The organism is Limosilactobacillus reuteri subsp. reuteri (genome assembly GCF_000016825.1).
GTDB classification, from domain to species: domain Bacteria; phylum Bacillota; class Bacilli; order Lactobacillales; family Lactobacillaceae; genus Limosilactobacillus; species Limosilactobacillus reuteri.
This window is the reverse complement of the sequence record NC_009513.1, coordinates 204,128-228,165: the sequence shown is the minus strand read 5'-3', so window position 1 is coordinate 228,165 and position 24,038 is coordinate 204,128. Positions and strand designations below refer to the sequence as shown.

At 39.1% G+C, this 24,038-nt stretch carries 23 protein-coding genes and 1 other annotated feature; of the genes, 9 read left to right on the top strand and 14 right to left on the bottom strand.

Translation table 11 applies throughout. The annotated features are described in order from the left end of the window. Window positions 1-70: 70 nt before the first annotated feature. Complete coding sequence (locus tag LREU_RS00995; protein ID WP_011953379.1) at window positions 71-1,003, bottom strand: L-lactate dehydrogenase; 933 nt, start codon at window positions 1,001-1,003, stop codon at window positions 71-73. Between the two features lie 186 nt (window positions 1,004-1,189). Then, window positions 1,190-1,432 (top strand) — a binding site (T-box leader). A gap of 91 nt (window positions 1,433-1,523) precedes the next feature. Here LREU_RS00995 and LREU_RS00990 point away from each other — a divergent pair. The 5 genes from LREU_RS00990 (at window position 1,524) to LREU_RS00970 (ending at window position 6,982) form a co-directional block, all read left to right on the top strand. Then, complete coding sequence (locus LREU_RS00990) at window positions 1,524-2,375, top strand: MetQ/NlpA family ABC transporter substrate-binding protein (RefSeq protein WP_003667165.1); 852 nt, start codon at window positions 1,524-1,526, stop codon at window positions 2,373-2,375. 12 nt (window positions 2,376-2,387) lie between these two features. Beyond that, a complete protein-coding gene (locus LREU_RS00985) occupies window positions 2,388-3,452 on the top strand; it encodes a methionine ABC transporter ATP-binding protein (RefSeq protein ID WP_003667164.1) in 1,065 nt (354 codons plus the stop codon). Further along, window positions 3,427-4,134 carry a methionine ABC transporter permease gene (locus tag LREU_RS00980; RefSeq protein WP_003667163.1) on the top strand — a complete coding sequence of 236 codons (708 nt, stop codon included), beginning with the start codon at window positions 3,427-3,429 and terminating at the stop codon, window positions 4,132-4,134. The genes LREU_RS00985 and LREU_RS00980 overlap by 26 nt, the downstream gene beginning before the upstream one ends. An 18-nt stretch (window positions 4,135-4,152) precedes the next feature. Continuing rightward, window positions 4,153-5,298 carry an ArgE/DapE family deacylase gene (locus tag LREU_RS00975; RefSeq protein WP_003667161.1) on the top strand — a complete coding sequence of 382 codons (1,146 nt, stop codon included), beginning with the start codon at window positions 4,153-4,155 and terminating at the stop codon, window positions 5,296-5,298. Window positions 5,299-5,644: 346 nt separating this feature from the next. Then, window positions 5,645-6,982, top strand: a complete 1,338-nt coding sequence (locus LREU_RS00970) for a ClC family H(+)/Cl(-) exchange transporter (RefSeq protein WP_011953378.1) — start codon at window positions 5,645-5,647, stop codon at window positions 6,980-6,982. A 63-nt stretch (window positions 6,983-7,045) separates the two neighbouring features. Here LREU_RS00970 and msrB read toward each other — a convergent pair whose 3' ends face one another. From msrB to LREU_RS00945, 5 genes are all read right to left on the bottom strand, one after another. Next, window positions 7,046-7,474, bottom strand: coding sequence for a peptide-methionine (R)-S-oxide reductase MsrB (gene msrB / locus LREU_RS00965; RefSeq protein ID WP_003665495.1), 429 nt, complete (start codon window positions 7,472-7,474; stop codon window positions 7,046-7,048). 71 nt (window positions 7,475-7,545) lie between these two features. Continuing rightward, a complete protein-coding gene (locus tag LREU_RS00960; RefSeq protein ID WP_003667156.1) occupies window positions 7,546-8,184 on the bottom strand; it encodes an ABC transporter permease in 639 nt (212 codons plus the stop codon). Further along, window positions 8,177-8,947, bottom strand: coding sequence for an ABC transporter ATP-binding protein (locus LREU_RS00955; protein ID WP_003667154.1), 771 nt, complete (start codon window positions 8,945-8,947; stop codon window positions 8,177-8,179). Before LREU_RS00955 ends, LREU_RS00960 begins: the two co-directional genes overlap by 8 nt. Continuing rightward, the gene (locus tag LREU_RS00950; protein ID WP_003667153.1) at window positions 8,922-9,587 is read right to left on the bottom strand and encodes an ABC transporter permease; all 666 of its coding nucleotides are present in this window, start codon (window positions 9,585-9,587) and stop codon (window positions 8,922-8,924) included. Before LREU_RS00950 ends, LREU_RS00955 begins: the two co-directional genes overlap by 26 nt. A 66-nt stretch (window positions 9,588-9,653) precedes the next feature. After that, complete coding sequence (locus LREU_RS00945; protein ID WP_003667152.1) at window positions 9,654-10,553, bottom strand: glycine betaine ABC transporter substrate-binding protein; 900 nt, start codon at window positions 10,551-10,553, stop codon at window positions 9,654-9,656. A 147-nt stretch (window positions 10,554-10,700) separates the two neighbouring features. Between LREU_RS00945 and LREU_RS00940 the strand changes: the two genes are divergently transcribed. Together LREU_RS00940 and LREU_RS10145 are read left to right on the top strand one after the other, a co-directional pair. Further along, window positions 10,701-11,156 carry an Rrf2 family transcriptional regulator gene (locus tag LREU_RS00940; RefSeq protein ID WP_035164406.1) on the top strand — a complete coding sequence of 152 codons (456 nt, stop codon included), beginning with the start codon at window positions 10,701-10,703 and terminating at the stop codon, window positions 11,154-11,156. 2 nt (window positions 11,157-11,158) lie between these two features. After that, entirely contained in the window at window positions 11,159-12,013 is an 855-nt protein-coding gene (locus LREU_RS10145) for an NmrA family NAD(P)-binding protein (protein ID WP_003667149.1), read from the top strand. 218 nt (window positions 12,014-12,231) lie between these two features. Here LREU_RS10145 and LREU_RS00930 read toward each other — a convergent pair whose 3' ends face one another. Next, the gene (locus LREU_RS00930; RefSeq protein WP_003667146.1) at window positions 12,232-13,419 is read right to left on the bottom strand and encodes a phosphopentomutase; all 1,188 of its coding nucleotides are present in this window, start codon (window positions 13,417-13,419) and stop codon (window positions 12,232-12,234) included. Between the two features lie 103 nt (window positions 13,420-13,522). On the opposite strand from LREU_RS00930, the gene LREU_RS00925 reads away from it, so the two are divergent. Beyond that, window positions 13,523-15,331, top strand: a complete 1,809-nt coding sequence (locus tag LREU_RS00925) for a heavy metal translocating P-type ATPase (protein ID WP_003667144.1) — start codon at window positions 13,523-13,525, stop codon at window positions 15,329-15,331. Between the two features lie 183 nt (window positions 15,332-15,514). On the opposite strand, the gene LREU_RS00920 is transcribed toward LREU_RS00925, so the two are convergent. From LREU_RS00920 to LREU_RS00910, 3 genes are all read right to left on the bottom strand, one after another. Further along, window positions 15,515-16,249, bottom strand: a complete 735-nt coding sequence (locus LREU_RS00920; RefSeq protein WP_003667142.1) for a M57 family metalloprotease — start codon at window positions 16,247-16,249, stop codon at window positions 15,515-15,517. Between the two features lie 75 nt (window positions 16,250-16,324). Next, a complete protein-coding gene (locus LREU_RS00915; protein ID WP_003667140.1) occupies window positions 16,325-17,029 on the bottom strand; it encodes a hypothetical protein in 705 nt (234 codons plus the stop codon). Between the two features lie 108 nt (window positions 17,030-17,137). Continuing rightward, entirely contained in the window at window positions 17,138-17,458 is a 321-nt protein-coding gene (locus tag LREU_RS00910; RefSeq protein ID WP_003667139.1) for a membrane protein, read from the bottom strand. A gap of 286 nt (window positions 17,459-17,744) precedes the next feature. On the opposite strand from LREU_RS00910, the gene LREU_RS00905 reads away from it, so the two are divergent. Next, a complete protein-coding gene (locus LREU_RS00905; RefSeq protein WP_003667138.1) occupies window positions 17,745-19,100 on the top strand; it encodes an FAD-dependent oxidoreductase in 1,356 nt (451 codons plus the stop codon). Between the two features lie 126 nt (window positions 19,101-19,226). Here the strand turns inward: LREU_RS00905 and LREU_RS00900 are convergent, their stop codons facing one another. The 4 genes from LREU_RS00900 to LREU_RS00885 form a co-directional block, all read right to left on the bottom strand. Then, the gene (locus LREU_RS00900; RefSeq protein ID WP_003665472.1) at window positions 19,227-19,505 is read right to left on the bottom strand and encodes a hypothetical protein; all 279 of its coding nucleotides are present in this window, start codon (window positions 19,503-19,505) and stop codon (window positions 19,227-19,229) included. 70 nt (window positions 19,506-19,575) lie between these two features. Next, window positions 19,576-22,425, bottom strand: coding sequence for a DEAD/DEAH box helicase (locus LREU_RS00895; protein WP_003667135.1), 2,850 nt, complete (start codon window positions 22,423-22,425; stop codon window positions 19,576-19,578). Window positions 22,426-22,445: 20 nt separating this feature from the next. Then, a complete protein-coding gene (locus LREU_RS00890; protein ID WP_003667133.1) occupies window positions 22,446-22,946 on the bottom strand; it encodes a phosphatase PAP2 family protein in 501 nt (166 codons plus the stop codon). Then, window positions 22,946-23,899: an aldo/keto reductase gene (locus LREU_RS00885; RefSeq protein WP_003667132.1), complete on the bottom strand. Its 954-nt coding sequence runs from the start codon at window positions 23,897-23,899 to the stop codon at window positions 22,946-22,948. Before LREU_RS00885 ends, LREU_RS00890 begins: the two co-directional genes overlap by 1 nt. Window positions 23,900-24,038 lie beyond the last annotated feature (139 nt).

The window sequence follows — 24,038 nt, the reverse complement described above, 5'->3', positions numbered from 1 at the left end:
TTAAGTATAGAAGCAACTCTACCATGCATAATTTTTTTATGCTAGGCTATTTTCTTTATTTAAGTTTTCCTTAATCTTTTGCTTGCAAACTTTCTTGATACTTTTCCTTAATGAAATCGGCTGATGTTTGCAGCTTTTGCAGTTCTTCTTCTGTCAAGTCAAGTTGGGCTTGCTCTACAACTCCATCACGACCAACAACCGCTGGGTAAGACAAGTAAACTCCATATTCTTCACGGAAATTTGATACCGGTAATTCAGTCAATGAATCGGATAAAATTGCATTGACAAGCTTAACAGCTGCCGTTGCAACCCCATAATTAGTATACTTTTTCCCTTGAAAGACAGTCCAGCCACCCATCTTAGCTTCCTTATCAAGCTCTTCTAAGTCTAATCCACGCTTATCCGCTAATTCAGTTAATGGACGGCCAAGAACGCGAACAGTGGACCATGCTGTAAATTGTGAATTACCATGCTCGCCAAGATTATAACCATCTACAGAACGCGGATCTAAGTTAAGCCGTTCAGCCACTGCCCGCTTCATTCGTGCAGAGTCAAGCAGGGTCCCTGTTCCTAATACATGGTTCTTCGGAAGACCAGTTATTTTTTGGTAGAGCGAGGTAATAACATCAACCGGGTTAGTAATAGCCACAATCTTACCGTTAAAGCCACTTTCCTTAATCTTTTGTGCAACCTCTTTTACTGCTCGGCGGGTAAATGGAAGTTCCGCAAAACGATCAGCATTAGGATTATCTTGAAGTTTGATATTTCCCAACGCGGATACAATTACATCCGCATCCTTCAATGCACTGTAATCACTAACAGTAATATTGGTATGGAAAGGCAGATTAGCCATCGCATCTTCAAAATCAAGTGCATCTGCCTTAACCTTTGCTTCGTTTTTGTCGATCAGAACTAGGTCATCTGCAAAACCCATTGCCACAATATAGTGGGCAACTGTTGACCCCACATTACCCATTCCGATAACTCCAACTTTTCGTGTCATTACTAAGACCCCTTCCAATTTCTTTTTAATCATTTTTTAATCTTAACATAATTGTTTTTTAATTACTATAGATAGGCAAAATAAAAAACGATTGATGACCCAAATAAAACAAAATTTAAATTAAAAAATGCGTTGACAAAAATTAGAGAATCATTATAATGGAACACATAATAATTAATTGAACGTTAAAACATATCGAAAAGCAGAGTAAGTAGCGAGGCTTACAAGAGAGCTTCTGGGTGGTGTAAAGAAGCAAGCGTAACTACTGAAGATGGGCTTGGAATGGTATCGATGATTGTTAGTCGATAACGGGTTAGCACACGTTATTAGTGCTAGGTAATTCTAATTATTTTATTAGAGTAACCTACTGAGGCTGGGTCTGTGAAGATTCAGCAAATAAAGGTGGTAACGCGAGCACTCGTCCTTTGAATAAAGGGACGAGTGCTTTTTTATTTACTAGCAATCTAACGCTTCAATTAACCAACGAAAATATTTAATTGATTGAAAGGGAGTTTTTACTATGAAGAGAAAGAAAAGAAGAAACATCATTATTTGGTCAGTAGTTGCACTTATCGTTGTTATTGCCGGATACTTTAGTTTTATCCGTCCGCAACAACAAGCAAAACGGACTGTTACTGTCGGGATTATGGCTGGTTCAAAACAAGACGATGAAATTTGGAATTCAGTAAGCAAAACCGCTAAAGATAAGTACAACGTTACTTTAAAATTCAAACGATTCACTGATTACAACCAACCAAACAAGGCTTTGGAAAATGGCGATGTTGACTTAAACGCCTTCCAACACAAGTTATTCTTACAAACTTGGAATAAAGCCCATAAAACTGATCTTGTTTCTTTAGGTGATACATTTATCACTCCAATCCGGTTATACTCCAAGCAATACAAGAGTGTAAAGGAAATTCCTAATGGTGGAACGATCGCAGTGCCAAATGATGCTTCAAACGAATCACGGGCATTATTCGCATTAAAGAATGCTGGTTTGATTGACCTCAAGAAGGGCACAAAGCTTGCAACTGTAAGTTCAATTTCCAAGAATCCACGCGATCTTAAGATTAAAGAATTAGCCGCTGATCAAACAGCCCGGTCGTTAGATAACGTTGATGCCTCAGTAGTTAACACTAACTATGCGCAAGCTGCTGGTCTTAATTATAAGAGTGCTATTTTCGTTGAACCAGTTAACAGGGATTCAAAGCAATGGGTCAACATTATTGCTGTTAAAGGCAGTGAAAAGAACAACAAGATTTACAAAGATGTTGTACGTGCTTACCAAACTGAAAAAACAAAACGAGAAATTAAGAAACTATACGGAACAGCAGAAATTCCTGCTTGGGACCTCAACTTCAATAAATAAAGGAGGATTAATATGGCGAACCCGATCATTGACTTAGACAACATTAGCGTAACTTTTAAGCAACGAAAACAGGTTGTTCATGCCGTTAAGGATGTTACCTTAAAAGTAGAAAAAGGCGATATTTATGGGATTGTTGGTTATTCTGGAGCTGGTAAATCAACATTAGTTCGAACCATCAACCTCCTACAACTTCCTACTGCGGGATCAGTAACAGTTAATGGCACTGTTTTTTTCAAAGACCATCAACAGCAAATTAGTAATAAAGAGTTACAAGAAAAGCGCCGAAAAATTGGCATGATTTTTCAACACTTCAATTTATTAAATGAAACTTCAGTAATTGAAAATGTCCTTTTCGCTCTTAAACATACTGACATGGATGATGACGCAAAAGAGAAGAAGGCACTTGAACTTTTAGACTTAGTTGGCTTAAAGGATAAGGCTGAATTCTACCCTGTTCAATTATCTGGTGGTGAACAACAACGGGTTTCCATTGCCCGGGCATTAGCTAATGATCCTGAAATCCTAATTTCTGATGAGGCTACTTCGGCTCTTGATCCCCAAAACACTAATCAGATTTTGGACCTTCTTAAACGGCTCAACGAAAAATTAGATTTAACGATTGTCCTCATTACTCATGAAATGGACGCTGTTAAACGAGTAGCTAATAAGATTGCTGTCATGGAATATGGACAAATCATTGAGCGCGGCACCTTGCAGAAGGTGTTCCTCCAACCACAACAGGACTTAACCCGTCAATTTGTGGGAGGTTCCTTAGCCGCAATCGATACCCTTAAAGCATTTGACCTGGGCCACCTTGACGATGATGAAGAATTGCTGCAATTGGTCTACGATGCAAATAACGTGACTAAATCAATCATTATCGAGTTATATAAGAAGCTGCAAGTTGAAGCAAGTATGCTTTATGGAAACATTGAAGTCTTGGCCGGTTCACCAGTCGGTACCCTGTTTGTGGTTATCAAGGGCGATGCTGATAAGCGTCAACAAGCTATTGACTTCTTAAAAGAAAACGATGTTACTGTCACAAAGATTGATGATCGGAGGATTTGGAATGAATAATCTTATACCAAATGTAATTCAACTTGGTTGGGGTGGTGACAACGGTTGGGGCACTTCAATCGTGCAAACTATCTACATGACTTTCTGGCCTGCTATCTTCGGCGGAATTTTAGGATTAATCTTCGGAGTTGCGCTTGTGGTTACTGAGCCCGGTGGAATTTTAGAAAATCGAATTGTTTTTAGTATCGTTGATAAAGTCGTATCTGTTTTCCGGGCAATTCCATTTATCATTTTGTTGGCCTTCATTGCCCCCTTCACCCAATTGATTGTTGGAACACAGATTGGAACAACCGCCGCATTAGTGCCACTTTCATTAGGTGTATTTGCTTTCTATGCTCGTCAAGTTCAAGTTGCGCTTGAAAGTGTTGATCACGGTAAAATTGAAGCTGCCCAAGCTATTGGGGCTACTAACTGGGATATCATTATTGACGTTTACCTCCGCGAAGCTCGTTCTGAACTTGTCCGTGTCTCCACCGTTACATTAATTAGTTTAGTTAGCCTTACTGCAATGGCTGGTGCAATTGGTGCTGGTGGTTTAGGTAATACTGCTATTTCATACGGTTACGACCGCTTTAACAACGACGTAACCCTTGTCGCCACGATTCTTGTTCTTTTATTTGTTTTAATCATTCAAGTAGTTGGCGATATTTTAGCCAAGAAGCTTAACCACCAAGACCGTTAACATATAGGAGGGATTATTATGGAAGTCAGTGAAAAAGTCAAAGTACTGCAAGATTTAATAAAAATCCATTCTGTCAATGGAAATGAAGTTGAAGTAGCCCACTACTTACAAAAACTTTTATCAAGTCACGGAATTGATTCAAAAGTTGATGAATTTGGTGACCGCCGTGCAAATTTGATCGCGGAAATCGGAACTGGTGAAAGCAAAAAAATTCTTGGACTTACTGGGCACCAAGACACTGTGGCAGTACCTAATCCAGATCGCTGGCAACATGATCCCTTTGGCGGTGAAATTAACGGTGATTATGTTTTCGGTCGGGGAGCCGCTGACATGAAAAGCGGTCTGGCTGCTCAAGCCATCGTCTTAATCGAATTAAAAGAAGCTGGTCAACTGCCATCAGGAACGGTTAGATTTATTGCTACCGCCGGAGAAGAACTTGGTACTCCTGGTGCCTATCGATTACAAAAACAAGGAGTTGCCGATGATCTTGATGCATTAGTAGTCGGTGAACCAACTGGCGGAAACGTTATTTTTGCTCACTCAGGAAGTATGAACTATCGTGTTACTAGCTATGGAAAGTCTTGTCATAGTTCACATCCGCAAAACGGTATTAATGCAATTGAAGGGTTGCTAAAGTTTATCGAAGAAGAAAAACACCTTTTTGATAATAGCAAGGATGATCAGTATCTCGGTAAAGTGCAGCATAGTATTACAGTTATTGATGGCGGGTCACAAGTTAATACCATCCCCGACAGCGCTAGTTTACATGGCAACATTCGTCCCACGGCAGCATTTAATAATATTAAAGTTGCAGATCGATTAAACGATGCGCTTGAATACATTAATCACACAACTCCCTTCCAATTAGAACTAAAAATTATTCAAGATTTCTATCCCATTGCAACAGAACCTAATAATGATTTTGTCCAAATCGCCCTCAATGCTGCTCAGCGCAATTATCCAAATGATATCAAACTCGATATTATCAATGGTGCAACAGATGCGAGTGTATTTACATTAAATCGGCCAGATCTTCCGGTTGTAATTTTAGGTTGTGATGATTGGAATGCGGCTCATCAAAATGATGAATATACAACTATTTCCAGTTACGTCGCTACAATTAAAGCTTATAAGCAAATTATTCGTGATTTCTTCAAAGAATAAGCAAGATGTTTAAATGAATACCCTAAATTAGTAAAATAAGAGATGCTTTTTAATCAATTATAGCCAACTAATGTTAAAATGTAGTCGATGAAAGCGATGTCAATTTTATTAAGAAAGGGTGTTTACCATGATGTCATTATTGAGTAACGTAATCGCTGTTGTAAGTTTTTCCGCAATTTTATTAGCTTCAATTATAAGTTTATTTGTGGGTGGTAAACACCAACATAGATTTTATTAAAAAGCTCATAGAAAATAAGAGTGAACAATACTTATCTCTCGCAGACTGTTATTGTTCACTCTCTTTTTATGCTAATATAGGGAAAACACCGTATTGGAGGCAGTATTTGTGAAAAATGAAAATACCTTATATCACAAACGGGCACGGGACATTTTAGGAAAACCATTCACCTCCATTGTTTCGCGTTACCTTGGCGTTAGTATTGCTATTGGGATAGTAACTGGTCTTGTAATCGGAGTCTTTCGCTGGATTATCGATCATACGCTGACTTTACTTACTATTATCTATCCTTTTATGGGAAAACATCCCTTAGTTTTGATTCCTTATGTATTAGGTACATTTATCGTTGCATGGTTAATTGGAAAAATTGTAAAGCCCTATGAAGAGGACGTTGTTCGTTCCGGGGTTACACAATTAAAAGCTGTTTTGCTAGGAAGACACCGGATCCATTGGTGGCCTGTATTATGGCGAAAGTTTGTCGCTAGTTTGCTCACTATCTGTCCTGGACTTTTCTTAGGACGTGAAGGACCAAGTATCCAAATTGGTGCTTGTATTGGAGCTTGCTTTAACGAAAAATTTTTTCACCTCACAGATAAAGATAAATATTTATTAATGGAATGTGGCGTTGCGGCCGGGTTATCTGCTGCTTTCAGCGCTCCTTTAGCAGGAACAATGTTTTTACTAGAAGAAATGACGCATAATTTCAATTCCCGAATTTGGATTCCCGCTTTAACTTCTTCCATTGTTTCTGCATTTATTACTTTTTTGTTTTTTGGCATTAAGCCCTGCTTATATATTCCAATCACAACCAAATTGCCTGTTGCATCTTATCCATGGTTAATCATCGCGGGGGTTGCTATTGGTTTCTTAGCATACTGTTTTCAATTTGCTGCCCTCAACCTCACCTGGTGGTACAGCAAAATCACATTTATCCCCAAAGAATTTCATAGCATTATTCCACTATTATTAGTTATTCCTGTTGGATTATGGAACCCTTATATTCTTGGTGGTAGTCACGATTTTATTAAATATGTCACTAATATGTCACTTTCAACGAATTGGCAAGCAATGGTCGCAATTTTATTAGTTTATTTTATCCTTCGTTTTGGTGGCACAATGATTGCGTATGGTGCTACAGTTCCAGGTGGTATTTTCATGCCATTATTCGTTTTAGGAACCGTTGTTGGCGCATTGACTGGAACCATTCTTATCCATATGGGAATAATCCCAGCTAGTTGTTATGTCAACGTCATTATAATTTCAATGGCTGCATATTTTGGCGGGGCAGAAGGATTACCATTTACAGCAATTTTATTAGTAACTGAAATGGTGGGTTCAGTTGAACAAATTTTACCAATGACTTTAATTACTTTAGTCGCCTATTACGTTAATCGCTTATTAGGTGGTCGTCCCTCACTTTATGACGCAATGTTAGAAGAAAAATAAATAATTTAAAATCAAAATCGAGAATGGGAAAAAACAAAATTTTCTCCCATTCTCGATTTTTAGCTATTTATCAAACAAACTTAAATATTCTCCATAGCCTTTTTCTTGCAATTTATCAACCGGAATAAACTGCAAAGCGGCTGAATTGATGCAATAGCGCAATCCTCCGCGATCAGTTGGACCATCAGTAAAGACATGCCCTAGATGTGAATCAGCTTCCTTACTTCTTACCTCGGTTCGTTCCATCCCAAATGATTGATCACGTTTTTCGGTAAGGACACGCTTCTTAATTGGTTTAGTAAATGCCGGCCAACCACATCCTGCATCGTATTTATCTAATGATGAGAATAATGGTTCCCCACTAACAACGTCAACATAAATACCCGGTTCATCAAATCGATCATATTTACCACTATATGGCTTTTCCGTAACTCCCATTTGAGTCACAGCATATTGCATTGGCGTTAATTTCTTTAATTCATTTTTATCCATTCAGCATCCTCCTCGTTTTCGTTACCTATTTTGATTATACGAATTCTCAGTGAATACTACTAATTTCCTGCTCAGTTATTTAATACTCCTTTCCACCGATGCAACAACATCCACGAAATCAATTGAACAATTCCTGCGCAAATTAATGTCAAAGCCATTGTTAAAACTGTTCCCCACAAAATCGGCACTACCTGTTGGCCCTGCAGTCCTTCAAACAATAATTGCCCCAGTCCACCGGCATTAATCGTTGCCGCAATAGTTGCCATTGCCATTGTCGAAGCTAGGGCCACTTGGATTCCACTAAAAATTGCCGGTAATGCTTGTGGCAATTGAATTTGGCGAAAAACCTGTCGAGATGTCATCCCCATCCCCACACCAACTTCGATTAATTGTGGATCAACGCCACGGATTCCCGTAATAAAGGAACGTAATAAAACATATTCAGAGTAGATCGTTAAAACAATAATTGCAGTCTTCATTCCTAATCCAGAAATCGGCAAGAGTAAGGCAAAAAATGCAAAACTTGGAATTGAATATAAGAGTGAAAAGAAATAGATCAAACTATTAAGCCACTTTTCACGCCGTAAGAATAATAAGATTATTACAACTGCAATCACTAAGGCAATTGCTAATGAAGAAAGAACCATCGTTGCATGTTGCTGGACATCATCAAGCATTATCGGCCAATTCTCATTCCAATACTCACTCATATTGTTGCCTCCACAAATCTTGATTTTGGCGAATCGTTCCTAAAAGCTGCTCAACAAATTCCGTTGCTGGATGGCGAACAATTTCTTCTGGCGTAGCAAATTGAACGATGCGTCCTTCATGCATGATCATCACTCGCTGGCCTAAAAATAAGGCTTCGTTAATATCATGGGTTACAAACATAAAAGTCTTTTCTGCCAATGATTCATGAATCTTTTTCACTTCTCGTTGCAATTCCATTCTTGTTAAGGCATCCAGCGCGCCAAAAGGTTCATCAAATAATACATACGGTGGATTAGTCGCTAAAGCTCTTGCCACTCCTACGCGTTGTTGTTGGCCCCCAGATAATTGTTGAGGATAGCGATTCATATATTCAGCGGGATTTAGTTGAACAAGACTTAGTAATTCTTTAACACGATTATTAATCTCTTTCTTATCCCAATGCAGCATTTTGGGCACAACTGCAATATTTTGTCCAATCGTCATATGAGGGAATAATCCGATCTGTTGGACAACATATCCCATGTGCCGACGCAATTTTACCAGATCAAGGTCTCGAAGTTTTTGTCCATCAATTAATATTTCACCAGCGCTTGGCGTTATCAGCCCGTTGATCATTTTCAAGGTAGTAGTTTTCCCTGAGCCAGATGAACCAAGAATTGTTATAAATTCACCCTTGTTGACTGTGAAATTGAGATCAGGAATCACTGTTTGATCGTTAAAACGCTTCTCAACATGCTTAAATTGAATAATTGGTTCTGTCATGCTTTTGTACCTTTCTAATTAAAAAATCAAAGCTAATCATTGCCAGCAAGGATAAAATAGCAACGCTTACTGCGCCAATCACTACATAACTCATATCGTATAAGCCTAAGCCGGTAAATATTAGGGTTCCCAATCCACCAGCACCAATATAAGTAGCTAAGGTTGCACTAGCAATGATTTCAACCAATGCTAGTTTTATTCCGTTTAAAATATAGGGCAACGCCAGGGGAATTTCTATTTGCCGGCGCAACTGACGCTGATCCATCCCTAGGGCTATCCCAACTTCCTTATATAGTGGACTCACTTCATTAAAACCAAGAATTGTATTGATTAGCAACGGCGGAAGCGCTAAAACAATTAAAGCAATTAATGCAGGGACAACCCCCGTTCCAATAAATGGAATTAATAAAAACAGCAATGCCAAACTAGGAATAATTCGCAACAATTGCGCAAACATCACACAAAATTGAGCAACTGGTTTTATTCGCGAACCAATATATCCTAATGGCAATGCAATGATCATTGAAATCACGAGCGTTACAACAGTCAGAATTATATGCTGACCAACATATTGCCAATATTGGCCGCTATTTGTTTGAAAATACTGAATTATTTGCTCTAGCAAGCTACCACTCCCCATCTATTACCTATAACGAAGGAGCAAATATCTAGCAATAAAAAAACTAGCTATCTGCCCCTTTGGCACTTATTTCATATTTTGATTATACCAATTTTTAGCAACAGTCTTATAATTTTGCCCGTCGACATTAACTTTTTTGTTTAGATCTGTTAATTGCTTAGTTGTTAACTTCGCATCAACTTTATTTAAGGCTTGCTCCATTTTTGGATGACTTTTAGCAGCTTTTTTATTTACTACTGGCACTAAATTATATGGTGGCCAAATATTCTTATTATCCTTTAGTAAAGTAAACTTGCCAGTTGCTAATTGACCATCAGTTGTTGAAACCGGAGCTGCTTGTGCTTTCCCTTGTTCCATAATCTTGTAGAGTAAATTTACGTCATAATCCTTAATTGACTTAAAATCAAATTTACCATAAACCTTATTCATTTCCGGAAGGGCATCAGCACGTTTTTCGAACTCACCCTGTGAAGCAAAGTTAATCTTCTTTGCATTCTTTTGCAGTTCACTTAAATTGGTAATGTGGTACTTCTTTGCGTCCTTAGTTGGCATTGCAACACCTTGGCGATTATCACCCGGGGCGTATTTAAATGTCGTCAAACCGTCTTTTTGAATACCATCGTGTGCTAATTTAGCCATTTGACTAGCACTCTTGCCGGTCCCCTTCTTTTTAAGGTACGCCTCTACAATTGTTCCCGTATAATCAGGATAAACATCAACTTCGCCTTTTTGTGTTGCACTAAAAATCACATTATTTGAAATATTGGGTTTCCGAGTAACCTTATAACCCTCATGTTCAAGTGCAAGCGCGTAAATTTCACTGACAGTCTTACTTTCTGAAACATTTTTTGAACCCACAATAATTGGTTTATTGCTGGCAGCACTTGCTACTGCCGGCGTAATAGTTCCTGCTAGCAACCCAGCAATGCTTAATAATGAAAGAGCAACGATTTTCTTAAATCTCATTTATTTTCTCCTAACTTGTAACTAAAAAAGTTTCAATCAATAAACTAATACTATATCTAAGAAAAAAATTGTCAAGGCAATGATAAATTCAACCCCTTGACATCATGTAACTCCATAAATTACAATCATAATTAAAGGAATGATAATATAAAAATTTCAACCCGTTTTAGTGATAGCATTCATATTCTTGCTTTCATTAATATTTATCAAGGAACTATTCCATTAACAAGTAATAATATCGCTAGCAGCATTGAAACTTCGCCAGTTGTCGTCCGACGTTTGATGAGCGCGCTCAATAAAGCTGGCTTAATCAATACCGTCCATGGTGCAGCTGATCCAGCCCTTGCAAAATCACCCGAAAATATCTCACTCTATGATATTTTTCTTGCGATCGAAGGGGATGCTCATCTATTTACAATTGATGAACGAACAAATCCCCAATGCATCGTTGGCGGGAATATCCAAGAGACGCTTGATGGCTTTTACCAACAAGCAGAAACAGCCGCGAAAGCCAAACTTGCAAAAACCAGTTTACAAGATGTCATCGACACTATTCGCGTTAAGCAAGCAATAAAAGATGCCAAAAAAGAAAGAGGGAACTAATAATGAAGTATATGGTTACTGGTGCAACCGGGCACCTTGGTCAACACGTTGTTAAGCAATTAAGCAAACTTACATCCCCAGATAACATCCGCGTCGGTGTTCACAATCCCGCCAAAGTTTCTCAATTTAAAGATGCCGGATATGAAATTGCCGCAATTGACTATCATGACGTTGCTAAGATGACGGCAGCCTTTAGCGGAATCGATGTTGTTATCTACATTCCAAGCATCACCTACTTAGTTAAGGATCGAATTGACGAATTTGAGAATTCATTAACCGCAATATTTAAGGCTGACGTTCATAATTTAGTCGATGTTAGTTTTATTGCAGATCAATATAACAATCCTTTCCAAATGGCTGGTTACTATGCATACTTACCAGCACGGCTTGCCAGTTCCGGCCTTAAATACGCTGTTGTTAAGAATTCATTGTATGCAGACCCACTAGTCCCTTACCTTCCAGAATTAATTGAACGCCACAACATCATTTACCCGGTTGGTGACCAGGCAATGAGTTTTATTTCCCGCCAAGATAGTGCTGAAGCCATCGCCAATGTAGCAGTCAAGCCATACTTGCGAGACAAGGGACAAAATTATCTCCTTACCATGAGCAAAAATTATACAATGTCAGAACTTAGTTATATTATGACTAATGTTACGGGTGAAGAAATTGGTTATGACCCCGTTACCGTAAAAAGATTTGCTGAAATTTACGCTGCTGAGGGTGACGGAAACGAACTCGCTTCTATGTACCAAGCAGCTGCAATGGGCTTGATGGACCAAGTTACTGACGACTTTGCGCATATCACTGGACATCAACCAACAGATATGAAAGAATTCCTTATAAAAAACTACTAAGCTCTTAAGTAAATTTTGAAAGGGTGTCTTTTCTATGTTTACTCTTCCCCTTGGTATTGGACAAATTCATGCAATGCACGAGTTATTTAAAACAAACCCGCGTCTTGCTGCCCTTGTCCTTCTTTTGATTATGGGAATTGCTATTTACTATAAATTTCATCGTTAATATAGTCACAATAAAAGAGGACGGAAAATCAGAATTTTTCCATCCTCTTTTATCAATATGCAGAAAATAATTCTCTTAAAAAACTATTACCAACTGGCAACTTATCTCCTAAATCATAATTATCAAGAATTGTTGCCCCAATATCGCTAAAACTTCTGCCACCGAGCGAAATATTTGGTTTTATCTGTGGTGATGTTACAAGTAACGGCACATATTCACGAGTATGTTTTTCGCCAGGATAAGTAGGGTCATTCCCAAAGTTCCCTGTCACAATCAGTAAATCATCATCTTGTAGTTTATCGATAATTTTTGTAAGTTCGTGGTCAATTCGCATCAATTCCGTTCCAAAGCCTTCAGGATTACGCGCTTTACCAAATTGCTCTATCTCCCCCACTTCTGCTATACAAACACCCGTAAACTTTTTCTCGATCAGTTCTTTCAACTGAACAAAGCTCTCTTGATTATTCCCGGTTATTTCATTATGGTCCAAACCAAAGAACTGGGTACTTTTCCCGATTAACTTCACAGCATAACCCTCTTCCAAGAGACAATCAATAACCGTTGGACTTGCTGGAGCTAAAGGAAATTTATAAAGTTCTTGGGGATAAAAATTAGCCGCCTGGTTCCCGCTAAAAAGAAGACCATTCACATTTTCGATAGTATATGGGGAATTATCCAACATTTTTCGCAAAATCTGACAATCTTCTTTTAATTCGCCAACTGAAATAGTCTGTTCATGCGCAATTAACCAAACACTCGAAGAACTAGCCGTCGCTACTAGCAGACCACCTGTTGTCAATTGTTCAAGGCCATAATCTTTCAACGCAGTACGGATATTCATTAAGGAATTGCTTAAAAGAGGGCGCTTTGCTTTTCGCGCAAAATTAATCGCTATTTCCAACGGCACACCATCAATAAAAACGTCAGGTTCAGCGGTCGTTGCCAAGCCCATCATCTCCCACTGGCTCTCCCGATCACTCAGACCCGTTGAAATTGAACTCATTTGACCATAAACAGCGTGAAGATTTTCAAGCGAAGGCATCCCCATAATCGGGTGCAAGTTGCCAAGACCCATTTTCTGAAAAGTCGGTAGTTGTAGCCGTACGCGAAAATGTTCCCCAAGGTGTCCTAGCGTGTCAGCCCCTAAACTCTCAAAATGATTGGCATCAGCCGTTGCTCCAATCCCTAATGAATCAATTATCACTACAAAAATACGTTGATAAGATTGTCCATTTTGCATTCTTTTTCACCAGTTTCCTTAATATTTCTAATTTTTTATTATATCATTGCATAAAAATCCTATAATTAAATTGTAGAAAGTATGAGGACTAAGCGGGGGTATTATGAAAAAACTATCTAATAAACAAAAATTAATCATTATCCTAGTAATTGCAGCAATCGCAGTCGTGCTCCAATTTGGATTTCATTTACAACTTTTTGCTCAAATTCTAGTTACTGTCGTCGGCGCAATTGTTGCTTTTTCAATGTTTATTGGCATGATAAAAACTATCCGTAGTGGTAAATATGGCGTTGATCTGCTTGCCATTATGGCTGTCGTCGCAACGCTAGCTGTTAGCGAATACTGGGCAGCGATGGTTATTCTTGTAATGTTAACCGGAGGAGATGCCTTAGAAGATTATGCTGCCAAAAAAGCAAGCACCGAATTAAAAGCATTACTTAATAACTCACCACAAACGGCGCATTTAATCACCAATGGCAAAACCAGCGACATCCCAGTTAACGATGTCAAAGTTGGTGACCAGCTTATCGTTAAGCCTGGAGAATTAGTACCAGTCGATGGAATCATTAAAATCGGCGAAGGTTTATTTGATGAGTCTTCATTAACTGGTGAATCACGGCCAGTTTCCAAAACAACCGGTGATGAAGTGATGTCTGGATCTGTTAATGGTGATAATGCCATCACTTTACAGGTCACCAAGCTAGCCAAAGATAGTCAATATCAGCAACTCGTTAAATTGGTTAAGGAGGCTGAATCCACCCCTGCCCACTTTGTTCGATTAGCCGACCGATATGCTGTTCCATTTACGATTATTGCCATTATTATCTCTTCACTCGCATGGGTGCTTTCTGGCCGTCCCGAACGATTTGCGGAGGTTCTCGTTGTTGCTTCACCATGTCCGTTAATTCTCGCAGCTCCAGTGGCAATGGTTTCTGGAATGAGTCGGGCTTCACGAAACGGAATTGTGGTCAAGACAGGGAGCGTACTGGAAAAACTAGCGGTTGCTAAAACTGGTGCATTTGATAAAACAGGAACTATTACAAGTGGTCAATTGACTGTTGATAAAATCTTGCCGACAGGAAAAATTGACTCAACTCAGCTCCTCCATTACGCCGTAAGCGCTGAACAACAATCATCACATATCCTAGCACGCTCACTGCTTTCTTACGCCACTGCGTATAATGTTTCCTTATCACCTGTCGATCAACTTACAGAAATAACCGGTAAAGGAATTTTAGCAACTGTTGATGGACGGGAAGTTAAAGTAGGAAAATTAAAATTCGTATCACCAGAAAATCTTAACCAGATGTTAGCATCAACGGCTATCTATGTGAGCGTCGATGGGCAATACTATGGTGCAATTACTTTTACCGATCATATTCGTCCTGAAGCAAAGCAAACAATGAACCAGTTAAAAAAGCTTGGGGTTACCAATCTATTAATGTTAACGGGAGACCAAGCTGTTATTGCAGATAAAGTTGCCCAACAAGTAGGGATCACGCAGGTTAAAGCCGACCTTCTTCCCCAAGATAAAATCAATGCACTTAAAGCTATTCCAACAAATGAACATCCTGTTTTCATGGTTGGTGACGGCGTAAACGACGCACCTTCTCTTGTGACAGCTGATGTTGGAATTGCGATGGGAGCTCACGGATCAACTGCTGCTAGTGAATCCGCTGCCGTTGTTATCCTAAAAGATGACCTTTCGCGAGTCGCAAAAGCCGTTAGCATTTCTCAGGAAACTCTGCGGATTGCAAAACAGGCGGTCCTAATCGGAATCGCAATCTGTACCATCCTAATGCTTGTTGCTAGCACCGGAATCATTCCGGCCTTTTTCGGCGCCATGTTACAGGAAGTAATTGATACTGTCTCTATCCTATGGGCACTAAAAGCACGGAAAATGACAGACTAAATAGAATGGGAGCGAGACAGAAGTCACTTGTGACTTCGTTTTTCGACGCGAAGCTAGCCTCTGGGAGCCCCCGCAAGCAACAATAGGCCTCTAACGTTCGGTTTTGCCGGACGTTAGAGGCCATTGTTGTACTGCGTATTTGCTTTTTATGAAAATAACTTAACTTATGTCACAGTCCCATTTTTATTTATTATTAGCATATAGTTTTTGGACTGCTTGCACATCATCTGGTTGGATCGTATAGAATGATCCAGCAGGCTGCATTACCGAAACAGCATTGGTATGATCGAGTCCAATTGCGTGGCCCAGTTCGTGTTCGGCTGTATTAACAATTCGTTCCTGACTATAGCCATAACTTGGATCAGTTAAATAATATGTATTTAAGTACACCGTCGCATGCATAAATCTTCTTGTCAATGAATTAGAGGATGTCTTCGTTAATCCAGCAGCATTTGAATCAGAACGGTTCATCGTCGTTACAACAATATCAGCTTTACTTTGATTGTTTACTGGTTTAAATGTAAATGCCCCCGTTTGATTCCAGTTTTGGATTGCGGTATTAGTAGCTGCGTCAAGTTGAGCATTATTTGTATTTACATAGACTGTTGCTTGATTAGTCGCCCATCGCCCAGTAGATGGAATTGAAGTTTGTGTACTTGTTTGTTGTTCTGTCGTTGGTCCTTGTTCGTTTTTGGAAGAACCATTATTTGCATCGTTTAAGTGCAGATTAGAATTATCGTTTGAATTTGTATCGTCCCTGCCAATTAACTTAGCAATACGGTCACGAACGTTCCATGCAGTTTGGTTCGCCGTTGCTTGAACCCGTGCATCGTTGAAATAAAGCCATCCTCCACCTACTAAAAGTCCTATTATAAATATCCGCTTAAGCAGTCGAAAAATGAAATTTATCTCGTTCACCTTCTTTCAATTGTTACTAATTATAAAAAGTCAATCGGGATAAATCATGAACTAAATTTTAAATTTTGGTAACGATCAGCGGCAATTTAATTCACGTTCTAAATCACGAGCATAAAATTTCAAGATTTGTTCAATCGCTATCACATCATTTTGGGCTTGATGATATTTAACCCGGGGAAGATGCAATAAACGACACATCTTTTCCAAACTGATCCCACTTTTACTTTTCCATACTTCTTTAGCGACTAGCTTTTCCAGATCTAACGACTGAATCGTGCGCCAGGGACGGTCCTCTTTCCTAATTTTTAATCGATTTGCTTCATAATTCAATGATTCAAAGTCAGTTCCATTATCCCAGCTCACAATATAGTCAGGCCGCTCTACCGCAATGAAATGAAAAATCCGGTTAAAAGTCTGTCTAACCTCATATCCGTTTACTTCTGAAAGGCGGAGGTCATATTGTCGCAAAAAGGCCAATTGTCGCTCAGCAGACATATTCTGGGCATAGAGGTAGTAATTAAAGCTGTTTTGTGTTTCAAACATCTTCCCCGCAATCTGAGCAACGCCATTTCGATGCTTCTGCTGATCCTGAAAAAACTCAAGGTCTAAAATAAGAAATCGCGCTTGACTATTTAATCGTTGACGTAATTGATCAAAGTTTTTAATGGCTGGCGCTTTCTGGTCTTCTTTGTCCTTCTCGGCTGGCAACGACTGTAAAATCATCTCTGTCACCGGTGCAAAAGAACTAAAGCGAACTACCGACATCCCATCTTTTGGCATCTCTACTCCTCCTAAACATATGTTCGATTAATTATATCATAGAGTTGAGAGTTAGCATATAAAAAATAGGACTGGAGAAAATTTTGTTTTCTCGCAATCCTATTTTTCCTAGTGTAAACATGTGATAAAAGTGATTAAGCCAAAGATAATACCAGGGAAATTTGCCCAGAAGACTGGCCAATCACGTTGCTGCTTGAAGTAAGCATAAATACACCATAACGTACAGTTAAGCGCTGCCACTAATGGTTGTAAAGGAGCACCGTAATTTCCGGCCAAATTATTCTTAATCTGTGAAATGTAAGATACATACATCAAAATAGCTACAACTGTTGCAACCTTGCTTAAGATGTCGATAAACTTGGTCTCTTGAATAACTGGTTTCTTTTCATTTACTTTTTTGGGGTGTTCTACTAAATGTGCAGCTTTCATTATAATCTCTCCTCAATCAAAACTTTTTGTAAATCAGTAAAACGTTTTATTTCGATAGCACATTCTTTATGATCAATAATGTACAATATTTATCTAATACGTTTTTCTTTAATATACAAGTTCTGACTGCAGTTGGGACTAATATATTTACGATATCATCCTAACACTTTGTTCAGTAAAACGCAAACTGCACATTTGGCTCATTTAAGCGTTTTAAGTGACAAAGCGTTTATTCTTAGTATAATTTCAAAGTATGTAAAATAATTTCAACTTTGGAGGCCTTTTAATGGAAACAGTCAAAAATATTATTATCGGGTTTGGCAAGGGCGGAAAAACACTCGCAAAGTTTCTCGCTCAACACGGAGAACAAGTTCTTGTTATTGAAAAATCGAAGCAAATGTACGGGGGAACCTGCATTAATATTGCTTGCCTTCCCTCCAAACGGCTAATTATTGAAGCTGCTCATGGAACCTCATTTGAAGACGCAGTCGATGGGAAAAATGTGATGACATCCCAACTCCGCCAAAAGAATTATCAAATGTTAGCAAGTGAAGATAATATCACTGTCTTAGATGGAACCGCTCATTTTACTGGTAACCACACAATTGATGTACAAACGCCAGATGGGCATACTCTTTCTTACAAGGGCGAACGTATTTTCATCAATACTGGTGCAACATCAACCATCCCCGACATTCCTGGATTAAAGGATAGTCGTTTTCTTATGAATTCTACTCAAGCGATGGATCAGCCTAAGTTACCACGTGAACTCGTAATTATCGGTGGCGGTTATATTGGTCTTGAATTCGCAAATATGTTCACTTCCTTTGGTTCACACGTCACGGTTCTTGATCACCATCAGACTTTACTACCACGTGAAGATGATGATGTGGCTGAAATGGTAATCCAAAACTTTAAGGATAACGGGGTTCGCTTTGAAGTTGGGGTTGATATTAAAGCGATTGGCGAACAAGATAATCAAGCTGCGATTACTTTTGCCAGAACTGATAATCGTGAAACAACCATTTTTGCTGATAAGATTTTAGTGGCAACAGGCCGAAAACCTGCAACAGCGGCCCTTGATTTGCAAAATACAGATATTAAGGTCGCTAAAAACGGGGCGATTGTTGTCGATGACCTCCTCCACACTAGTGTTCCTAATGTGTGGGCAATCGGGGATGTTAAAGGGGGTCCCCAATTTACTTACATCTCACTTGATGACTTCCGGATCATTAAAGATGAATTATTCGGTAATAAGGAACGCCGAATTAGTGATCGTTTAATTGTTCCTACTAACGTCTTTATCGAACCTTCCCTTGCACAAGTCGGCTTAACAGAAAGAGAGGCGCAAAAACAAGAGAAAGATTACCTGCTCTTTAAGATGCCTGCTGCTGCAATTCCAAAAGCAAAAGTATTGAAGGATACCCGTGGACTGCTTAAGGTATTAGTCGATCCACAAACGAACTTAATTATTGGGGCTACCCTTTATGTCCAAGAAGCACAAGAAATTATCAACATGATTGTTCTGGCAATGCGGGCAAAACTTCCCTATCAAATGCTTCGTGACCAAATCTATACCCACCCAACAATCAGCGAAGCGTTCAATGATTTATTTAAACAATCAGTAGATAAAAAAGAATGATAAGAAATGGAAGCGGGAAATAATCTCCGCGACAAGGCTCGAGGCTAGTGCCACGATATCGTAACAATATTCGTATAAAAAACGAGGCTGTTGAAAAAACAAAAGTTTTTTCTCAGCCTCATTTTTCTATAGCTTATTATCAAGACGATCAATTAGTTTAGAAATGTGATTGTTAAGTTGATCAATCGTGCCTTTTTGTTCATCAATATGTTCTTGTTGCCGTTCAATGGTATCGCGTAATTCATCTTTCTTGCTTTGCTTATTCTTCTTTTGACTCTTCTTTAAGGACTTTACTAGGGCCCCCATCGTGTTGACATCATATTCATTTAATAAGCCAGCTAATTCATCTAATTTAACATCCCGAACTGAACGCTTATCGCTAGTTTTTACCTTTCCTTTTGCCATAATATTCATCTTCTTTCTTCGTCTTTAATTATAGAAGATTTAGTAGAAAACAAAAGCAATATGGTTACGTTTATATTGCTAATAGGTTCATCATCGCCGGGGTTAACGGCTGTTCTAAGACTAAATCCATTCCCACTGCCGCTTTTTTCTTTGGCCCAACTAATTCTTCTCTTACGGAGTCCGGTTGAACATAAGCAGGACCTAAATAATAAAATTCTTTGCCAACTGCATCGCTCTGTTTTACAAACAAGTGTAATTTTACTTGCGGCTTACCCTCTTTTACTCCTGCAAGCAACCGCTGGACCTCATCAGATGAAAGATGGCGAGGTGTCCGTGTGTACCAGCGCAATGAACGGCCATCTTGTAGTTGATTATTATAGATAGCATTCCTTTTTTCTTCCGCATCCTTATGGTAGGTAATGAAAATCGGACAAACATCTTCTGCCACTCGATACCCATATAACGGCGCACTTACATCGAGGGGCCAATTTAATAAACGACAAACATCTTTGCGGTCATATTGCTGATAAAGGGTAAATGCTTGCTTGAGATCATATTGCTTGGCGATTTCAAGACCCGTTGTTAATACATCGGTAAACAAGCACTTGAAATCATTGTCACTTTCTAGTCCTGCTCGAATTTTTGAATTTAACTGATACGTTAACAAATCTGGATGATCAATAATCGGCAGTCCGCCATACTGATCCTTTTTTAACTGTTTACCAGCTTTTACATTAAAGAATTGCAAGCTTAAAATATCATCAACTGATTGTAAAACAGCTGGTGTAACGCGAATGTTTTGCTGCTCTAATTCTGCTTTAAAAGCATCAATTGAACACGTACCGCGAAGTAAGCATTGAAGGAGAATCAATTCATGTGGCCGTTTACCGTTAAGCAACTCTTTAGTTAAAAAGGCTAGTACTTGACGCTCATACTTAGTTAATTTAAGTTCTGTCCCCATCTTTTCTAAGAAGTCACCATAATGGTTGAGTTGGGAATTTTGCGCAAATACTCGGGGATCAACAGAACCATAACGATAAAAGTCACCCAGCAATGGTGCTCTCCCTAGTTGGTTAGCTAAATCATGGTATGCCTGCCGCAATTCACGCATCGAGTCCAATTTAACTTTATCAAGGGAGGCTAAAATTTGTTCTTCGGCAACCTTCGTAAAGTTAATGGTTGAAACATCAAAATTCGTTGGCACCTTAACTTCACGCCGCGCTTGATCCTTACTTCGGCTATTGTCCTGGTTAAGCGCAAGAGGAATCATGTAATTATGTTGGTAATTTCCAATAAAATCAATAACTGTCACAAAATCTTTACCAGGATATTTACGCAAGCCGCGCCCTAGTTGTTGGATAAACACAATTGGTGATTGGGTATTACGCATCATTACAATCTGATTTACTGATGGGATGTCGACCCCTTCATTAAAAAGATCAACGGTAATGATATACTCAATCTTTCCTGCCTCTAATTGCTCAACTGCCTTTGCTCGCTCTTGACTACTACTTTGATTTGTCAATGCAATCGCAGGATGGTTAGCCGCATTAAACTGGACTGCCAATTCTTTTGCCTCTGCCTGCCGACTACAAAATACTAACCCACGAGGCTGATCGCCACAATATCCATAATAGTCTAATTGGTTAAGAACATAATTAACCCGTTTCGAAACAATCAATTGGTTTAACTTAGAAGTCTCAGTAATAACTTCGCCATCAACTTCATAATCGGTAACTCCCACGTAATGGAATGGCGCTAACATTTTAGCAGCCAATGCATCTTTCAGCCGAATTTCATAGGCCAAATGATAATCAAACAGTTTAAAGACGTCTTGATTGTCCATTCGTTCAGGGGTTGCAGTCATCCCCAACCAAAATTGCGGCATAAAGTGGTTTAAAATTCGTTGATAACTAGGTGCTGCTGCACGATGGGCCTCGTCGATCAAAATGTAGTCAAATTCGGTAGCTTTTAGCTTATCAAGTACTGCTTGTTGGCTTAGTGTTTGGACAGTTGCAAATAAATATTTAGCATTCCAATCATGGCGATTACCTGTCAATAACCCGTAATCAGTTTTCTTGCCGCCAATAACTCGTCGAAAACTAGCTAACGATTTTTTGGCAATTTGTTCTCGATGAACGACATATAAGAAACGACGCGGCTGATATTTATTGACAGCAAACGCTCCCAGATATGTTTTTCCAGTTCCTGTTGCTGAAACGACCAGTCCTTTTTTAGCGCCAGTTTTTATCAGAGTGCTTAATTGTCCTAAAGCGGCTTGTTGCATTTGATTAGGTTCAATTGGTTTTAATTTTTCCGGTTGCGTCACCCTAGTCTTTGGTGGTTGCCAATTCTTGCGATACTCCGCAATCCACTCTGACGTTAGAACGGTACTCTCATGTTTAACAGCATTCAATTCCGCCGTTAGTTGTTGAAAAAGGCTTCCTTCTTGGCGGGAGCTTAATTTCAAATTCCACTCCTTATTAACTAACAAAGCAGACCGTGTAAAATTAGCACTCCCAATAATTACGGTCTGATATTTCCCATGATCAAATAAATACCCCTTAGTATGAAATCCATTAAGATCAGCAATCCTAACCGTTAAATTAGGAATCTTTTGCAATTCTTCAAACATCGCGGGGTGATTAAAATTCAAGTAATCACTGGTAATGATCGTCCCTTGTACCCCCTGCTGTGCTAAGTCAGCCATCACTGCCTTAAATGGAACCAACATATCTAACGTAATAAAGGCGACTGACCACGTAAAGTTTTTACATGACAGCAATTCGTGCCGTAACGTTTGCCAAATTGTCGATGATTGGTTGTTGGTTAATAATTGCGGACCTAACAGCGTATTACCTTGATATTGAGTACTAATAAGTCCATTCAAAATTGCGTCTTGCAGCACTGAATTGTCCATGAAATACACCTTTCTAAAATTTAGACAAGAAATAAAAACGAACCACAAATAAAGCCACAAATAAACCCGATAACCACATCACGAGGAAAATGAACTCCGCCAATCACTCTCGTAATAGCAGAAACAACAGCTAAAACGAGTAAAATCACTCCTAAAATCAAATTTAACCTTAACCCACACATCGCAATAACAGTCGCCGAAAAAACATGACGACTAGGCAATGAATCACCAGTTTTTTGCCGTCGAATTAAGGGGTTAATCGGAAATTTTTCGTATGGTCGTGGCGCGTCAATTCGTTGGCGAATAAAAGAAAGCAGGATAAAGCCAATACCGGGAATCAGCAGAAAGGGTCCTGCTTTCAAGACATTATTTTTCCCTACCCACACTAATATAACGATGTAAGCAACGTACATAGTCCACACAACAAATTTATTAACCGCCCGTAATAAAGGAATTGTCCACGGGTGTCGATAAAAAGGAGCTGTAATATGCTGATAGAACTGGAGATAATCTTTTTTCATTATGGCAAATCATTCCCGGCCGCAAGATATAGGTCATACCATTCTTGATTCGTCAACGTAATATCGCTCCCCTTAGCACTATCAATAATATGAGCTGGAGTCATAGTGCCAAGCAACACTTGCATATGCGCAGGGTGACGTAAAATCCATGCAACAGCAATTGCATTTTTACTTACCTTATATTTTTGCGCAAGAGTTTCTAACATTGCGTTTAACTCAGGGAATTGATCATTATTAATAAACGTCCCTGCAAATGTACCGTACTGGAAAGGCGACCATGTTTGAATCGTCATCTGTTTACGACGCGTATATTCTAATAATCCCCCGTCATGATTGATTGCAGCATCATCAGTCATATTTGTATGCAGGCCAAAATCAATCATCCCCGTATGCTTTAAGCCAAATTGTACCTGGTCAATCAAAAGCCGTTGATTTGTCCCCGCTTGAAGGAGCGCGATTTGTTGCGGATTAAAATTTGATACTCCAAAATGGCGGACTTTCCCAGATGCTTGAAGTTGGTCAAAGGCTTCTGCTATTTCTGCGGGCTCCATTAAGGGGTCTGGACGATGAATCAAAAATGAATCAAGATAATCAATCCCCATCCGTTGCAAAATCCCATCAACAGCAGCGATTAAATGCTTCTTTGATGAATCATACCGCGTTATTTTATCATCCGCGTTCGCAAAAAGGCCTCCTTTTGATTGAATGTAAAAGTCATCACGGGTAAGACTGCTTTTCTTTAATGCTTCACCAAAATGGATTTCCGAAGATCCACGTCCTAACTGTGGGTCGTTGCCATAAATATCAGCTGAATCAATAAAGTTTATTCCAGCATCGTGGGCGGCTTCTAAGGCATCAATCGCTTTATTCACTGCTAACGTCCCCATCCGCATAATGCCCAATGCAACATTCGATACTTCCCAATTTGTTCCACCAATTTGTACGTTTTTCATAATTAAAGCCCCTTTTTTCTTTCTCCACCTTATACTGTTTCTATTTTAAGTTACTTTCTTGGATGTTATCAATTAAAATTCATAAAACAGAGAATACAAAAAAGCGCGATGGCAAGGGAAAAATCCTTTGCCATCGCGC

Bases quoted from the DNA above. Each gene is read 5' to 3' on its own strand.
- LREU_RS00995 (WP_011953379.1), bottom strand. From the start codon at position 1,003: ATGACACGAAAAGTTGGAGTTATCGGAATGGGTAATGTGGGGTCAACA.
- LREU_RS00990 (WP_003667165.1), top strand. From the start codon at position 1,524: ATGAAGAGAAAGAAAAGAAGAAACATCATTATTTGGTCAGTAGTTGCA.
- LREU_RS00985 (WP_003667164.1), top strand. From the start codon at position 2,388: ATGGCGAACCCGATCATTGACTTAGACAACATTAGCGTAACTTTTAAG.
- LREU_RS00980 (WP_003667163.1), top strand. From the start codon at position 3,427: ATGATCGGAGGATTTGGAATGAATAATCTTATACCAAATGTAATTCAA.
- LREU_RS00975 (WP_003667161.1), top strand. From the start codon at position 4,153: ATGGAAGTCAGTGAAAAAGTCAAAGTACTGCAAGATTTAATAAAAATC.
- msrB (WP_003665495.1), bottom strand. From the start codon at position 7,474: ATGGATAAAAATGAATTAAAGAAATTAACGCCAATGCAATATGCTGTG.
- LREU_RS00960 (WP_003667156.1), bottom strand. From the start codon at position 8,184: ATGAGTGAGTATTGGAATGAGAATTGGCCGATAATGCTTGATGATGTC.
- LREU_RS00955 (WP_003667154.1), bottom strand. From the start codon at position 8,947: ATGACAGAACCAATTATTCAATTTAAGCATGTTGAGAAGCGTTTTAAC.
- LREU_RS00950 (WP_003667153.1), bottom strand. From the start codon at position 9,587: ATGGGGAGTGGTAGCTTGCTAGAGCAAATAATTCAGTATTTTCAAACA.
- LREU_RS00945 (WP_003667152.1), bottom strand. From the start codon at position 10,553: ATGAGATTTAAGAAAATCGTTGCTCTTTCATTATTAAGCATTGCTGGG.
- LREU_RS10145 (WP_003667149.1), top strand. From the start codon at position 11,159: ATGAAGTATATGGTTACTGGTGCAACCGGGCACCTTGGTCAACACGTT.
- LREU_RS00930 (WP_003667146.1), bottom strand. From the start codon at position 13,419: ATGCAAAATGGACAATCTTATCAACGTATTTTTGTAGTGATAATTGAT.
- LREU_RS00925 (WP_003667144.1), top strand. From the start codon at position 13,523: ATGAAAAAACTATCTAATAAACAAAAATTAATCATTATCCTAGTAATT.
- LREU_RS00915 (WP_003667140.1), bottom strand. From the start codon at position 17,029: ATGCCAAAAGATGGGATGTCGGTAGTTCGCTTTAGTTCTTTTGCACCG.
- LREU_RS00910 (WP_003667139.1), bottom strand. From the start codon at position 17,458: ATGAAAGCTGCACATTTAGTAGAACACCCCAAAAAAGTAAATGAAAAG.
- LREU_RS00905 (WP_003667138.1), top strand. From the start codon at position 17,745: ATGGAAACAGTCAAAAATATTATTATCGGGTTTGGCAAGGGCGGAAAA.
- LREU_RS00900 (WP_003665472.1), bottom strand. From the start codon at position 19,505: ATGGCAAAAGGAAAGGTAAAAACTAGCGATAAGCGTTCAGTTCGGGAT.
- LREU_RS00895 (WP_003667135.1), bottom strand. From the start codon at position 22,425: ATGGACAATTCAGTGCTGCAAGACGCAATTTTGAATGGACTTATTAGT.
- LREU_RS00890 (WP_003667133.1), bottom strand. From the start codon at position 22,946: ATGAAAAAAGATTATCTCCAGTTCTATCAGCATATTACAGCTCCTTTT.
- LREU_RS00885 (WP_003667132.1), bottom strand. From the start codon at position 23,899: ATGAAAAACGTACAAATTGGTGGAACAAATTGGGAAGTATCGAATGTT.